The organism is Massilia sp. UMI-21, assembly GCA_015277795.1.
Lineage (GTDB): Bacteria > Pseudomonadota > Gammaproteobacteria > Burkholderiales > Burkholderiaceae_D > Telluria.
Window position 1 is genome coordinate 3,387,836 of sequence record CP063848.1, and the last position, 14,470, is coordinate 3,402,305.

The following is a 14,470-nucleotide window of genomic DNA, read 5'->3' on the forward strand; positions in this document are numbered from 1 at the left end:
GAAAACCCTCGATTTTACCGATTCCGGCCCGTTCCGTGTGAAGAGAATGGCGCTGTGCGCCCGGTCCTGGCGACTGCGCGGGCGCCGCGCCGCGGTGGCGGCCGCCGCCCGCCACCGCCAGGGCTTCAGTCGCGCACGCGGCGCCAGCCGGCGCGCCGGGTCGGCATGGTCGAGGCCGGATTGTGGTCCTTGGTCACCGTCTTGCCGTCCGCCGTCGTCGCGATGGTCTTGGTTTCGCCGTTCGGCAAGCCGATGTTGATGAAGCCGACCACCGCCGAGTTGTTCGACAGCGTCGAGCCGGCCACTTCGCGCACCGGCAGCGCGGTGCACAGGTCGAGCTCGTAGATGTTGCTGGTGCCGCCAACCGAGCATGCCGACGAAGAGCTCGGCAAATTGGTGACGGTGGTGAGGGTGCCGAGCACGATCTTCGGGTCGAGATTGACGCGTTCGCCGGTGTTGCGGTCGAAGTCCACATACCAGCCGGCCTGGGTTGCCAGGTTCACCGCCTGGCCGTCGATCGTGTAGGTGTCGCCGCCGGCGTTCGGGATCCTGGTCAGGGATTGCCGCGCCATCGATGCGCCGCGCCATTCCGACGCAGCGATCGCGATGCCGCTGTCCTTCAGCACATAGGCCGACTGCACCGCCGTGTTGCCGACATCGGTGATGTCGAGCAGGCGTCCGGTGCCGAACGCCACCATGCGCTGGGTTCCCGGCACCTGCACGCCGTCCTCGTTGGTCGCATCGCGCCGGCACAAGGCCACGTCGGGACGCGTCGTGATCGGCTGGTTCGGGCCGGCGTCCCCCATCTTCAGGGTGCGCACGGTGCCCGGGCTGGTGAAGTCGAAGCGCCACATCTGGCCCAGGTTGTCGCCGCCGTACACGTAGGTCACCAGCGGGTCGGTGCTTGGATTGTCGGTGATCGCGGTGATCTTCGCCAGGCCGGACGGTGTCGCGGTGCTGCCGGAGCCTGTCGAGATCCGGTCCAGTACCTGGCCGGTCGCGACGTCGACCACGAACAGGTAGCCCTGGCCGCTGCCGCCGCCGACCCCGTCCGCGCCCGGGATATTGTTGTAGCCCGAGGTCAGGAATACCACCCAGCGTTCGGTGCCGGCGGCGTTCTTCCAGGTGCCGAACTGCGGATTGCCGAAGCTCAGGCCGATTTCCGGCTCATGGTTGATGCCGCTGCAGACGTTCGCGTCGGCGCACAGTTCCCACAGGGCGCGCGGCTGTTCCGGGTCGGTGACATCGAGCGCGTAATAGCCGCGGCCGCCGGCATTCAGGCCGGCGACCAGCACCGTACGCCACTCGCCGTCGATCTCGACGTCCCCGATTTCCGGCGAGCCGTCCACCGTGTACTGGTGGTTGGTGCCGTAGGTGACGCTGGCCTGCAGGTGCAGCTTTTTCATCGTAATACGCGGCACGTAGGCCCACAATTCCTCGCCGTTGGCCGCGTCGAAGGCGTGCAGCATGCCGTCGTTGGCTGCCGCGAACACGGTGCCCGAACGGGTCGAATGCTCGACCTTGAAGTCGTTGTAGCCGGCGCGCTGGTAGTTCTTGCGCGGGTCGCGGCTGAAGGCCGGCTTGGCCGAGGCGATGTCCCCCAGCACGACCGGCACCGTGGCGCTCATCCCTGCCGGTATCGTTTCGGTCCGCGTATAGGCGCGCAGCACCGTATCGTTGGCGTGTTGCTGCTGCCCGCGCAGCCAGTTCACGATGTTGGCGCCGCTGTTGACCACGACGCGGTTCTCGGTCGAGAGATTCGCGCATTGCGACATCGCGCCGCACTTGTTGTCGAACCAGCCACGCTCCTGGTCGCTCATGTCGGCGTAGTCGAAGTCCTTGAGGTTGCCGGCGCCGGTGTCGAGCATCAGGATGCGGCGGGTATCGCTGGCCGCGGCCACCTTGCGGCCGACGATCATGGACGAGTTCCAGATGTCGGTATTGCCGACGATGCCGGTGACGGTATCGATCTTGCGCTTGGTCAGCTGGCCGTACCACTTCACCGTGGTGAAGGTGGCCGAGAAGATGTCGTTATCGAACTGCGAGATGTTCGGGGTCGAGGTCGCGGAAGCCGCGGCGGCGCCGACCTTGACCTCGATGTTCGCCAGCGCTTCGCGCAGTCCGTCGACCACCTGGCGCGGGTCCGAGGCCGAGAAGTACTTGCCGTGGCCGTTGATGGCCGCGTGCCACAGGTCGTCGACCCGCGACTGGTAGGCGGCCGAGCCGCCGTTGTCGCCGGTCTTCGGTTCCGGCCATATGTAAGGGCCGCCGCCGTTCCATGGGCAGCCGCTGCTCACGCCCGTGATCAGCTTGTAGAAGTCGCCGCCGACCGTCGCCGCCGTGTCGTAGTTCGGCTCGTAGGTCATGACGCCGTCCACACCCAGGCCGAGGGTATAGGTCTTCATGTGCAGGCGGGTATTCTCGCCCGCCGCTGCGGGCACCAGACCCGGCTTGCTCCAGTCTTCGAGGCCCGGGCGCAGCGAGGTCGTGTCGTCGTTCGAGCCGCCGTTGTACCAGTACAGCGAAATGTCGGCCAAGGAGTTCGCGGCCTGGTTGCTGGGGTCGACGCAGCCTTTCGAGCGCAGGCAGAAGCGGCGCGCGTTCTCGGTATTGTCGTTGTTGACCACATCTCCCGCCGCATAGCCGTTCCAGTAGCCGTCGGTGGTGACGAAGGTGAAGTTCTGCTGGCACGGGAAGCGCACCACCTCCGAGCCGCTCGCATAGTTATACGGGGCCTGGTTGGCGTACATCTTGCCGATCGCGTGCAGCGCCTGGCGGATCGGCGTGGAGTTGCTGCCGTTCATTGCGTAGAGCGAGGCGTACCAGGTACTGCGATTGCTGCCCGAGAACGGCTTGGGACGGTTCATCGTGCCTTCCGCCGCCGCGGTCGACAGCGATACCAGGCCGACGTTGTAGTTGTCGGTGATCGGCTGGAAGGCATGCCCCACCGCGGTCTTCATCATCTGGTTGCGGGTCTTGTAGTACGCATGCCAGTTGGCGAAGTTGGTCATTTCTTCCGCATAGGTGCAGGTGGCGCCCGCGCAGTCGATGCGGCCGGTTGCCTTCGGATAGCTGGCGCGGGTCGGGACGATGTCGGTACGGACGAACACCGAGGCGCCCAGTTCGGTCGCGCTCGCCGGAATGCCGTCGCCGACGGCGGCCGCGGTGGCGAAGCGCAGGTTGGGGTCCCTGCTGCTGCCATTGTTGCTGAGAGAACCGAGGGTAATGTTGCGACCGTCGGAATCGGCGGCCGTGTCGACCAGGCAGACCGCGGTGTTCGGCGCCGCCGAACAAATTGCCCCGCTGCCGGCGGCGCCGCCGACGTAGGCGCGCACCGTCCCGCGCGTGCCGATCTTGTCGCGGATAGCGATCGCCACCGCGGCGGCATTCACGTTCCTGCCGAAGCTCAGGCTGCTGGAGAACAGGTTGACGCCGCCCAGGCTGAGCTGCGACAGCACCTGGGTCTTGCTCTTGTGCGTGGTGCCTCCGATATAGAGCAGCGCCGTGGATCCGGTGCCGCTCGACACCGTGAGTTCGGTCCCGGCGCGGCTGCCATCGGACGCCAGCGCGCACGGGCCCACCGACTTGCTGGTGGAGCCGGCCGGACAGGCGATCGGCAGGACCGCCACGACGTCGGTGCTCTCGAGCTTGATGCCGAAGCTCGAGCAGGCCGGCACGCCGCCGCCGGTCGGCGTCTTGACGCAGGCGGTGAAGGGCTGGGCCAGGCCGGCTTTCGCGATGATCGAGGCGGCCAGCGCATTGGCCACGGCCTGGCGCTTGGCGGCGGTGTCGGTGCCCGCGTTCGCCGTCACCGCCGTGTTCGTGATCACGAAGCTGCCTGCGCTGCTGGTCGCGGTGACGCTGTTGAGCGTCATCGCGCCGCTGCCGGACGAGGCGCCGATGGTGACGGTGCCATACCACTCCGGCGAGCGATTCGGGTCGGAATAGCGCGGGTACCTGAAATTGCCCACATACTTGGCCTGGCAGTTGGTCAGCGCGCGCGTGTCGCACCAGCGCACCCGGGCCGGCACCGGATAGCCGGTGGGTGCGGCCGCGTTGACCGCCGTGCTGCGGCAGTTGGTCATGCTGGCGTCGGTGCAGTACTCCGCGACGTTGATCAGGTAATAGTACGGGTTGGCGTAGAAGGTCTGGGCCTCGTAGCGCTCGTCGCTGGGGAAGCTGTAGCCGTTACGGTTGTAGCCGCAATCGCTGTCGTTGCACCAGCGCAGGTCGGGAAAGCCCGTCGCCAGGTTGGTGCTGGTGGCGCCGGCGCCGCGCATGTCGGTGTTGTTCACGTTGAAGCCGTCCGTGCCGACCTGGGTCCAGTTGGCGGTGGCGGCGGCGTTCATGCTGGGATAGCTGCTGCCGTCGGCCCGGACCGGCGGGGCGTAGCTTACCCGCGGATCGTAGTACTGGCGGTTGAAATCCGGACTGGCGAAGGGGGGATCGCCGATGCGGCAGCCGCGGGTCCCGCCGGCCAGGGTCGCGCGCGCGCGGCAGGTGCCGCTGTCGTCGACGTAGTCGGGCGTGAAATTGCTCGACATCGAACCCGAGTTATCGTACAGGAGCATCAGGTTCGGCTTGACCGTCCCGCTGCCGGTAATATTCAGCAATGGCAACTGGGCGATGGCAGTGGGTTCGGCCTGCGCCCCTTGCGGCGCCAGCGCCAGCGTGGATGCCAGGACCAGCACCATCGCCGCGAACGGTGCCGAAAGAGCCCGGAGGCGGAAGGACAGGATGTTCATACGTGTTGCCTTGTTCGGGTTGCGGGGCCGGGCGCGGTGGCTCAGGCACCGATCAGGACCACCATCTGGGTAAGCACGTTGCCGCCGCGCGGGCCGTCGATGCGCGCGGTGATCACGTAATGCAGTTGCGGCACGCCTGCATACACGGGCGAGTCCGAGGCCAGGCTGTCGCCGAGGCGCACGGTGTTGCCGAGCGTTGAGGTGTTGGCCGCGGTCTGTACGCAAGCATTGTCCTGGTGGCTGTAGGCGACGTCGAGCTTGCACATGCGGTGGATCACGTAGCGGACCTGGTTGCCCTTGCCGTCGTCGACCACGCGCGAGCCGTCCCAGAAGCCGCTCGAGCGCACGGTCTGGGTGGTGTCGAGGGTGGCGCGATAGCCCTGGTCGGAGACGTGGCTGTCGAGCTGCGCCTTGTTGGTCCTTGCGGTCTCGCTCAGCCACTGAAAGCCGCTGTGCAGGCCGAAGTCGGCGGCGCGCGCCAGCGCCGAGTCGTAGGCGAGATTGGCGGCGGTCAAGGTGGTCGAATTGCTGGAACGGAGCAGGTAGATGCTCGACACCAGCAGGACCAGCAACATGATCAGCATGACCGGCAGCGCGATGCCCCGCTCGGCGCGGCGGAAGGATGTGGCGGGATGCTTCATGCGCTTGGCCTCCAGCCTGCGTTACGCAAAGGGACGATGGTTTCGAACACGCGGTAGCGGTAGCAGCGCCAGTCGACCGGGTCACCGGCCACCGCCACCTCGACCTCGACCGGAACGGCGGCGCCGTCCCTGGCGTCCTGGCTGGCGAACACGGTCGGGAGCTCGGTGCTGGCGCTGCACTCCCCGGTGCCCGGGTCCGGACGCTCGGGATTCCTGGCGCGCGCCACCACCGCGATACGCAGCGCGGCGATGCGCTGGTAGTCGCCCGCGCTGCCCGCCACCCCGTCGCCGTCGGCATCGATCATGCTGCTCGACCATTCGCTCAGCTGCAGCCCCTGCTCCGGCGCGAACTGGGCGCCGGCGCGGGTATCGAAGCCATACTGCGCCTTGAGCGACACGATGTTTTCGGCGACCGGCTGCGAAGCGGCGCCGGCGCCGGCCAGGTCGGTCGAGCGCAGGCGCAGGAACCCGTCCTCGACCGACCAGGTGCGAAACGCCAGGCCGGCATCCGGACCGAGATTGAACACCCGCGACGCGCCGCCCGTGTACTGGGCGCCGAGGCCACCGCTGTTGAAGCGCTTGCCGGCGCCGGCGATCATCACGTACTGCTGCGAGGGAGGCGGCGCCAGGCTGCCGGGATCGGACGAGATCTGGGCCAGCGAACAGCGGCCGCCCTGCTGTTCCGGCGCCACCAGGATCACGTCGCCGCGCGCGAAGCCATAGGGAACGCGGTCGACGTCGATGCGGGTGCCGCCGATGTAGTTGCTGGTGATGCGCAGCGTGCCGGTGCCGCTGAGTGAACTGCCGGCATACAGGCTCACCCGGTCGGATGCGGCGCCGCCCGGTTCGATGACGACCGCGGCCAGCGGCCGTACATTGGCGCCGCCGCGCGCGGCCGGCGCCAGCTGGTAGCCCTCGCTGTCGGTCATCACGGTGTCGCAACCCACGATCAGCGGGTCGTTCAGGCCGAAGCCGGCGTGCTCGGCATCGCCGCTGATCGAGAACATCGCCAGCATCCCGTTCTGCATCGAATCGGAGCCGCCGAGCGCCGCCTCCTTGTTGCGTTCGGCGTCGGTCATCAGGCGGGTGGCGAACAGCACCGCCAGCAGGCCGATCACGACGCTTACCATCAGTTCAACCAGCGAGAAGCCGCCGCTGGCCCTGCGTGCCAGCTTGCTCATGTCGACCCCGCGAAATAGGAAGTGATGCGGTGCGTGTTGACCGGCGTGTCGGCCTTGCGGCGCCAGTTGATGGTGATGTCGACCACGGCGGGCGCCGTGCCGGCCGCCGCCGTGACCGCGACGACCACGCTCGCGCCCGGAATCAGGCGGACAGTCTCCGCATGCCATTGCGCCAGACGGGCCGAGGGATCGTCGCCGGCGTCGAGCTGGTAGTCGGCGAGGTGATCGAGGTCGGTGTTCATGATGCCGAGCAGCTTGTTGGCGGCGACCGTCGCCTCGGCACGCATGCCGGCGTCGGACAGCGCGGCATAGGAGCGCGCCTGCAGGCCGATGGTGCCGAGTAAACCGATTGCCAGCAACACGATGGCCAGCAATGCCTCGAGCAGCGCGATGCCGCCTTGCGCCCGGCGCGCTGTCGGATGCGTCATCATTGCGGGCACCTGCGCGAATCGTTGTCGGCCGCATCCGGGTCGCAGCGGGCCGCGACGCCGGCCAGGGTCAGCACCACGCTGGCCGCCGGGAACAGGTCCGCCGCGCCGGCGGCGGGCGCGAGATCGATCCGCATCAGGCGCTGCCCGATGCGGGTATCGACCCAGCCCAGCGGCGTGAAGTGAACGGTGCTGGCCTCGTCCGGACCGGTAGTGACGCTCAGGCGGCCGGTGTCAGGCAGGGCATCGGCCCTGCGCACCACCGAAGTGAAGCCGGCGCCCTCGTCGCCTTCCGGCTTGACCGCATGCGTCGCGGTGGACCAGTCGCCGGCGTCGGCGTCGCAGGGCGCTTCCGGCGTCGGGAAACACAGGTCGACTTGCCAATCGTACTGGCCGCTGGCCGCGTTGGGGCTCAGTACCAGCCGGCTGGCGCTGTTGTGGGCCAGCGCCTTGGCGCGCGCCATGCCGAAACCTTCGGCGTAGAACTGCGTCGCGGCGGCAGCCCTGGTGGCGGCAAGCCAGTCGGCCATGCGCGGCACGCCGAGCGCGAGCAGTACCGCGAACACCGCGAGCGCGATCATCGCCTCCACCAGCGTGAAGCCGGCCCGGCGCGACGCCTGGATGGCGCTTACTCCGCGCACTTGCCCTCCTTGCGGTCGACCCAGCACGTGTCGGAACCGGTCCAGCCGTCGGGCAACGCGGTCGTGGCGCGGTTCCCGTTCTGGTCGATCGTGTAGGCGAAGCCGCTGGCTCCCCCCCTGCCGGTCGCGGTCAGCAGATAGGCGCCTTCGGTCGCGCTGGTCAGGGTAAAGGTGAAATGCTCGGAATCCTTCGGCATCAGCGCGAGTTCATCCGCATCGAAACCGGCGTAGCTGCGGGTGTTCGACCAGTGCTGCTCCAGCCGCGGCTGCGCCCCGGCCAGGCCGGTGAAGGCCTCGGTCAGGCGCGCCCGTGTCAGGTAGCCGTTGTAGGAAGGCAGGGCGATCGCCGTCAGGATGCCGATGACGGCCACCGCGATCATGATCTCGATGAGGGTAAAACCGGCCTGGCGCTTGTTCATGGATGGGTCTCCGCATGCCCCCGGCGGATCGCCGAAGTGTTTCCATGTGGAATCATAACCGACGAAGCTTGCATTTCCCTGAGGAAAAGCTGACAGATTCCTGACAATCACTCAAACTGGCTGAGGGGGGCTCGGGACCGGCTCGACAGATGGAAAACGCACCGTGAAGACCGAGCCGCCGCCGCGCCCGCCCGCGAGCCGCACATCGGCGCCGTGGGCGACGGCAATGTCGCGCACGATCGCCAGGCCGAGGCCGCTACCGCTGCTGTGCTCGTCCAGGCGCACGAAGCGCTGGAATACCCGCGCGTGCTGGTCCGGGGCGATGCCCGGCCCCGAATCCTCGACCGCGAACAGCGCACCGTCCGGCGCGGGGCGGCAATAGACCGTGACGCGGCCGCGTTCCGGCGTATAGCGCAGGGCATTGTCGATCAGGTTGTCGACCAGGTCGCGCAGCATGTGACGCTCGCCCTGCACGTGCGTGGGCGCGAGGTCGAAGCCGAGGTCGATCTCCTTGCGCAGCGCCTGCTCGACGAAGGCCTGGACCGCCTCGCCGACGACCGTGGACAGATCGAGCGGCGCCAGGTGCGCCCGCTCGAAGCGGTCGGGGGCGGCGCGCTCGAGCGACAGCAGCTGGTTGGCCTGGCGGATCATGCGTTCGTTGGCCTGCAGCAGCAGTTCGACCGTGCGCGCCGTGTCCGGATCGTCGCGGTGGCGGCCGGCCAGCCATTCCAGCTGCAGGCGCAGCCCGGCCAGCGGGGTACGCAGCTGGTGCGCGACGTTGGCGCGAAAATCGTCCTGGGCGCGCGCCCCGGCGGCGATCCGCCCCAGCAAGGCATTGAAGGCGCTGACCAGCGGCGCCAGCTCGCGCGGCATGCCGCTGTCGCTGAGCGGGGCCAGGTCGTGGCTGCCGCGCGCATCGAGACGGGCGCGCAGCCGTGCCAGCGGCGCCAGCCCGTTGCCGACCGAGAACCAGACCAGTCCCACCAACGCCAGGCTGAACAGGACTTCGAGCAGCACCAGGGCCCGCACGATGGCCGAGCGGACCTGCAGGCGCTGGCTCAGGGTGCGCGCCACGCCGACCTCGACCGGGCCGCCGCTGCCCGGCGCCAGCAGGCTGGCGATCCGTACCGGCTGTCCGTGCAGGCGCGCGTCGCGCACCGCCTCGCCGTCGCGGCGGCGCGGGAAGGCCGGGTCGCCGGCCAGCACCCGGCCGTCCGCCGCCCGCACCACGAACCAGCTGGCGTCGGGCGCGTCCGCATCCAGCGCACGCAGGGCCGGCGGTTCCAGGCCCATGGCCGGGCTGCCGGGCCGCAGGCGCGCCGCCAGGCCGGCGGCGGCGTCCAGCAGGCCCTGGTCGAACGCCAGCTGGGCCGGGGTCCAGGCCAGCAGGTAGGTCAGGCTGGCGGCCAGCAGGTTGAAGACCAGGATCGGGGCGACCAGCCACTTGATCAGGCGCAGGCGGATGCTCGTCATGGGCGCTTCAGTGGCCGCGCTTCAAGGTTGGCTTTCGAGCAGGTAGCCGAAGCCGCGGATGGTGCGGATCGCCACCCCGGCCCCGTCGAGCTTCAGGCGCAGGCGCGAGACATAGACCTCGACCGCATTCAGGGTCAGGTCGTCGCCCCAGGGCGCAATGGCGTCGATGATCTGCTGCTTGGACACCACCCGGCCGGCGTGCTGCAGCAGGTATTCGAGCACGCCCCACTCGCGCGCCGACAGATCGAGGGCGCGCTCTCCGACACGCGCGCGGCGACTTGCACTGTCGAGACTGAGGCGGCCGAGGCCGACCTGGACCGGCGCGGGCGCCACCCGCCGCGCCAGAGCGCGGATGCGCGCGACCAGTTCGGCGCTGGCGAAGGGCTTGACCAGGTAGTCGTCGGCGCCGGTTTCCAGGCCGCGCACCCGGTCCTCGACGGCGTCGCGCGCGGTCAGCAGCAGCACCGGCGTGGTGGCGCCACGGGCCCGCAGGCGGCGTAGGACTTCGAAGCCGTCGATGCCGGGCAGGCCGATGTCGAGCACCACGACCGCGGGCAGGCTGCCCTGCAGCCGGGCGTCGGCGGCGAGGCCGTCGCGCAGCAGTTCGACCTGGATGTCCTGGGCCTGCAGGGTGCGCACCAGACCGTCGGCCAGCACGGCGTCGTCTTCGACCAGCAGCAGGGGCAGGACCATGTCGTGTCAGGGAAAAAGGAAAATCACATTATGCGTGATTTCGTTTCCATGGCAGAAGAAAAGCCGACGAGAGAACGATATTTCCCCAGTAGGACTGGACTGACAAAATGGCCTGCGCCAAGCCTACACAGGGGCGACTGCCAGTCTTATGTTCGCCAACAGACTATAGCTTTAATGTTCACACATCGCGATGAGGAAACGAAAACAAGACCTCAAACAATCGCAAACCGACGCACGTTACAGATAAGAGGACAAAAAATGAACAACACTCAACTTGGTGGTATGCACAAAGCGCAACACAAGATCCCAGCCACGAGTGAGCCTGTGAAAGCCGCGTCCCGCCCCGTTGTCAGCTATAGCGGCACCCAGCAGAACGAACTGCTCGGCGCCCTGCCCCGCCAAGACCTGGAAAGCCTGTTCGAGCACCTGGAGCTCGTCCCCCTGCCATTCGGCAAAGAGTTGTTCGAGTATGGCAGCAAATTGGAATACGTGTATTTTCCCACCACGGCAATCGTGTCGCTGCTGTACGTGATGGAAGATGGCGCGACCACCGAAATCGCGGTGGTCGGCCACGAAGGCGCGGTCGGCGTGTCGCTGTTCATGGGTGAGCGCGCCACCTGCAGCGCCGTGGTGCAAAGCGCCGGCTACGGCTACCGCCTGAAGACCCAGTTCCTGCGCGATGCCTTCAACAAGGGCGGCGCCCTGCCCCAGCTCCTGATGCGCTACACCAACGCCCTGTTCGCCCAGATGGCCCAGAACGCCGTCGGCGGCCGCCACAGCTCGATCGAGCAGAAACTGTGCCGCTGGCTGCTCGACCGCCTGGACCGTTCGGCCAGCATGGAACTGAAAGTGACCCAGGAACTCATCTCGATCATGCTGGGCGTGCGCCGCGAGAGCATCACCGCCGCCGCCGGCAAGCTGCAGGACGAAGGCCTGATCCAGTACCGCCGCGGCAACATCACGGTGCTCGACCGTGCGGGCCTGGAAGAATACGCCGGCGAATGCTACAAGGTCGCCAAATCGGAATACGACCGCCTGCTGTCCGACGTGGCGCGTTAAGAACTGACGCGGGTGCCGTCGGGTGTCTTGCCCGGCTGCCCCTGGTGCTGATCCTCGAGCGCCGTTCCAGGCAACTGGGACGGCGCTTTCATTTGGGCGCGCGCCAACTGCGGCGCAATGCCACTCCGTCCAGCGCCCTCTTCACCCTCTCCGCCCGGCGCCGCCGCCGGAAGCGAGGCGCGTACGCAGGTGCCGATCCCATTCACGCCGCGTTCCACGTGCAGGCTGCCGCCCAACAGCAGCGCGCGCTCCCGCATGCCCAGCAGGCCGTGCGACTTCGACCGGGCCATCGCATCCATGGGAATACCGATGCCGTCGTCCGTGATTTCCAGCTCCCAGCCGTCGGGCTCGCGCGTCAGGTTGACGATCACCGTGCGCGCCTGGGCGTACTTGGCGATGTTGTTCAGGGCTTCCTGGGTGATGCGGAACAGTGCAATCGCCTGCATCGGGCCGGCGCTGTCGACCTCGACATCGACCAGGACGTCGCATTCGAGCGCGGTCACGCGCGCGTAGTCGGCGCAATAGCTCTGCAGCGCCGCCGAGAGGCCCATGTTGTCGAGCAGGCTTGGACGCAGGTTCTCGATGATGCGGCGCTTCAGCTGGACGGTGTCGACCAGGGTCCTGCGCGCCCGGCCCAGCATGGACACCAGTTCCGGATGGCTTCCCTTGAGCTGCTCGCTGACCGTGCTCATGTCCATGCCGATGGCCGTCAGGTTGGCGCCCATCTCGTCGTGCAGTTCGCGCGCCAGGCGCGACTTTTCTTCTTCCGACACCTTGATCAGGTGGCGCGACAGCACCGACAGCTGCGCGGTGCGCTCGGCGACGATGGCTTCCAGGCTGTCGTTGGTCTGCTGCAGCGCGGCTTCGGCCTCCAGGCGCAGGCCGAAACTGCGCTGCACCAGGTTATGGAACAGCAGGATGACAAGGATCGCCACGGCATTGATGCCGACCCCGAACAGCACGGTACGGCGCGACTGTTGGTAGAACGCCCCGGTGCGGGCCGCCAGCAGTTCATTCTGTTCGCGCGTCATGATCACGACTTGCAGGCGGATCTCGTCCATCTGCCCGCGCTCGTCGGCCGCCGCCGAGATCGCGACGATATCGACCAGCCCGCCCTGGCGATAGACCTCGAGCGACTGGTGCATCAGGCCGAGCTTGCGCTGCACCAGGCTGCGCAGCTGGGCCAGATTCCTGGTCTGGGATGGATTATCGGCCACCAGCACGCCGAGCGCGCGTAGCTGCTTGTCGATCTGCTGCGGCGCCGCGTGCAGGGGCCCGAGATTCACTTCCGAGCCGGACAGGAAGTAGCCGCGCAGTCCGCTTTCGGCATCGGTCACCAGCAGGTTGAGCAGCTGGAGCTCGTCCGACACGCGTGCGGTCTGGGCCTGCAGGGCGTTGGCGGAACGCAGGTCGTCGAGGTTGCGGATCAGGAAGATCGCGTTGATGACCAGGATCACGACGCAGGCGACACACAACAGGGTCTTGGAAAGCGGCAGGCCGTGCAAGCGCTTGCCTTCGAAGGCGGTGGAAAAATACATGGGCTTCCTTTCGCGCAACTCAAGCCGTCCGCGCCGATGATAGTCGCCTTAGCGCGACGGTGCGGTGCGAGACGGTCAGGTAGCGAATGCTATGCGGACGCCAGCCTCGGGTAGATGCGGAAATGCTGGGTGGCCGACGCCTGCAAGTGTGCCCGCATACCGGGCTGTATGCAATACGAATGTTGCACAGCGGCGAAATCTTTGTAAGGTTTGGAAACAATCTTGGAAGCGCGGCGGAGAAGCCGGAACCGGTGCGGGAGGTGCGGGAGGTGCGGGAGGTGCGGGAGGTGCGGGAGGTGCGGAAACCGAACGCGCCGGCAGGCCGGCGCTTTCGAGGGGGGCAATCTAGTCGAGCAGGTTGTTCTTCATGGCGTAATAGGTCAGGTCGCTGTTGGACTGCAGGCCCATTTTTTCCATGATGCGGGTGCGGTAGGTCGACACGGTCTTGATCGACAGGGACAGGGCATTGCCGATGTCCGACACGGTCGCGCCTTTCGCCAGTCGCAGGAAGACCTGGAACTCGCGGTCCGACAACTCGGTGTGCAGCGCCGTATTCGGATCGCGGTCGAAGCTCTGCGCCAGCAACTCGCCCACGGTCGAGCTCACGTAGCGGCGGCCCTGGAACACGGTACGCACCGCGGTCTTGAGCTCGTCCGCCTCGCACTCCTTGTTCAGGTAGCCGTTGGCGCCCATCTTGAACAGGTTCAGTGCATACTGCTGCGCCGGATAGCCGGACAGGATCAGTACCGGCAGGTTGGGCTGGCCCTGGCGGATGGTACGCAGGATATCGATGCCGCTCTGGTCGGGCATCGCGATGTCGAGCAGAAGCACGTCGCAGATTTCGCGACGGGCGATGTCGAGGGCCTCACGCCCGGTAGCGCCTTCGGCGACGACTTCGAATTCGCCCGACGACGAGAAAATCTGTTTGAATCCAGCTCGAACTATTTGGTGATCGTCACAAATGGCAACGCGTATCATTGTCTTCCCTTAAATTTTCCCTTGTCAGGAAAGTGCCAGGTCCGTGCAGACGCCCCGGCTTGCATGCGTTGATGTCAGCATGACCGCAGGTGACATTCTATCACTACGGGGCGGGGCATCAACAGCACACACTTGCTGAGTTATGCGCGGCCTGTGAAGACAGGTCGCGCCAAGGTCGAATCGACGGATGTGGTGAGCACCAGGACCTACCGCACCGCCGCGCATCCGCAGGGCGAAGGCCGGCGCCCGTCGCGCCGGCAGCTCAGGCGGCGCTGCCGGGGCTGCTGCCGTGCTTGAGGAACGCGAGGATGTCGAGCAGTTCGGCCCGCACCGCTTCGACGTCGATGCCGGGCGCCGCAGGCAGCTCGGTTTCGTCCGCGCTGAGCAGTTCGTGGCCGCGGCCGTCGAGGCGGTTGCGCGCACCGCTGATGGTAAAGCCCTGTTCGTAGAGCAATTCGCGGATACGGCGGATCAGCAGCACTTCGTGGTGCTGGTAATAACGACGGTTACCTCGGCGTTTGACCGGCTTAAGCTGGGTAAATTCCTGTTCCCAGTAACGCAGAACGTGCGGTTTGACACCGCACAAATCGCTCACTTCACCGATCGTGAAGTAACGCTTCGCCGGGATCGGCGGCAGGACAATGGATTCAGGCTTGTTCGGTCGTTCGCTCATC

12 protein-coding genes are annotated in these 14,470 nt (G+C 67.1%); 1 reads left to right on the forward strand and 11 read right to left on the reverse strand.

Annotated elements, in window-relative coordinates:
• Positions 1 to 125: 125 nt before the first annotated feature.
• The 8 genes from IM543_14905 to IM543_14940 all read right to left on the reverse strand — a co-directional run bounded on the left by IM543_14905 (position 126) and on the right by IM543_14940 (position 10,221).
• Positions 126 to 4,694 carry a PQQ-binding-like beta-propeller repeat protein gene (locus IM543_14905; GenBank protein QOY96700.1) on the reverse strand — a complete coding sequence of 1,523 codons (4,569 nt, stop codon included), beginning with the start codon at positions 4,692 to 4,694 and terminating at the stop codon, positions 126 to 128.
• 92 nt (positions 4,695 to 4,786) lie between these two features.
• Positions 4,787 to 5,386: a hypothetical protein gene (locus tag IM543_14910; GenBank protein ID QOY92884.1), complete on the reverse strand. Its 600-nt coding sequence runs from the start codon at positions 5,384 to 5,386 to the stop codon at positions 4,787 to 4,789.
• Positions 5,383 to 6,567 carry a PilW family protein gene (locus tag IM543_14915; protein ID QOY92885.1) on the reverse strand — a complete coding sequence of 395 codons (1,185 nt, stop codon included), beginning with the start codon at positions 6,565 to 6,567 and terminating at the stop codon, positions 5,383 to 5,385. Before IM543_14915 ends, IM543_14910 begins: the two co-directional genes overlap by 4 nt.
• The gene (locus IM543_14920; GenBank protein ID QOY92886.1) at positions 6,564 to 6,998 is read right to left on the reverse strand and encodes a hypothetical protein; all 435 of its coding nucleotides are present in this window, start codon (positions 6,996 to 6,998) and stop codon (positions 6,564 to 6,566) included. The genes IM543_14915 and IM543_14920 overlap by 4 nt, the downstream gene beginning before the upstream one ends.
• Positions 6,995 to 7,636 (reverse strand): type II secretion system protein, encoded by a 642-nt coding sequence (locus tag IM543_14925; protein ID QOY92887.1) that lies wholly within the window; start codon positions 7,634 to 7,636, stop codon positions 6,995 to 6,997. Before IM543_14925 ends, IM543_14920 begins: the two co-directional genes overlap by 4 nt.
• Entirely contained in the window at positions 7,624 to 8,055 is a 432-nt protein-coding gene (locus IM543_14930; GenBank protein ID QOY92888.1) for a prepilin-type N-terminal cleavage/methylation domain-containing protein, read from the reverse strand. Before IM543_14930 ends, IM543_14925 begins: the two co-directional genes overlap by 13 nt.
• A gap of 111 nt (positions 8,056 to 8,166) precedes the next feature.
• Positions 8,167 to 9,528 (reverse strand): sensor histidine kinase, encoded by a 1,362-nt coding sequence (locus IM543_14935; GenBank protein QOY92889.1) that lies wholly within the window; start codon positions 9,526 to 9,528, stop codon positions 8,167 to 8,169.
• 21 nt (positions 9,529 to 9,549) lie between these two features.
• Entirely contained in the window at positions 9,550 to 10,221 is a 672-nt protein-coding gene (locus IM543_14940; protein QOY92890.1) for a response regulator transcription factor, read from the reverse strand.
• A gap of 258 nt (positions 10,222 to 10,479) precedes the next feature.
• Between IM543_14940 and IM543_14945 the strand changes: the two genes are divergently transcribed.
• Positions 10,480 to 11,280: a Crp/Fnr family transcriptional regulator gene (locus tag IM543_14945; GenBank protein ID QOY92891.1), complete on the forward strand. Its 801-nt coding sequence runs from the start codon at positions 10,480 to 10,482 to the stop codon at positions 11,278 to 11,280.
• Here IM543_14945 and IM543_14950 read toward each other — a convergent pair.
• From IM543_14950 to IM543_14960, 3 genes are all read right to left on the reverse strand, one after another.
• Complete coding sequence (locus IM543_14950) at positions 11,277 to 12,818, reverse strand: CHASE3 domain-containing protein (GenBank protein ID QOY92892.1); 1,542 nt, start codon at positions 12,816 to 12,818, stop codon at positions 11,277 to 11,279. The two genes, IM543_14945 and IM543_14950, sit on opposite strands and share 4 nt — an antisense overlap.
• Before the next feature lie 345 nt (positions 12,819 to 13,163).
• Positions 13,164 to 13,796 (reverse strand): response regulator transcription factor, encoded by a 633-nt coding sequence (locus tag IM543_14955; protein ID QOY92893.1) that lies wholly within the window; start codon positions 13,794 to 13,796, stop codon positions 13,164 to 13,166.
• Positions 13,797 to 14,058: 262 nt separating this feature from the next.
• Positions 14,059 to 14,469, reverse strand: a complete 411-nt coding sequence (locus IM543_14960; protein QOY92894.1) for a MerR family transcriptional regulator — start codon at positions 14,467 to 14,469, stop codon at positions 14,059 to 14,061.
• Between the last annotated feature and the right edge of the window lies 1 nt (position 14,470).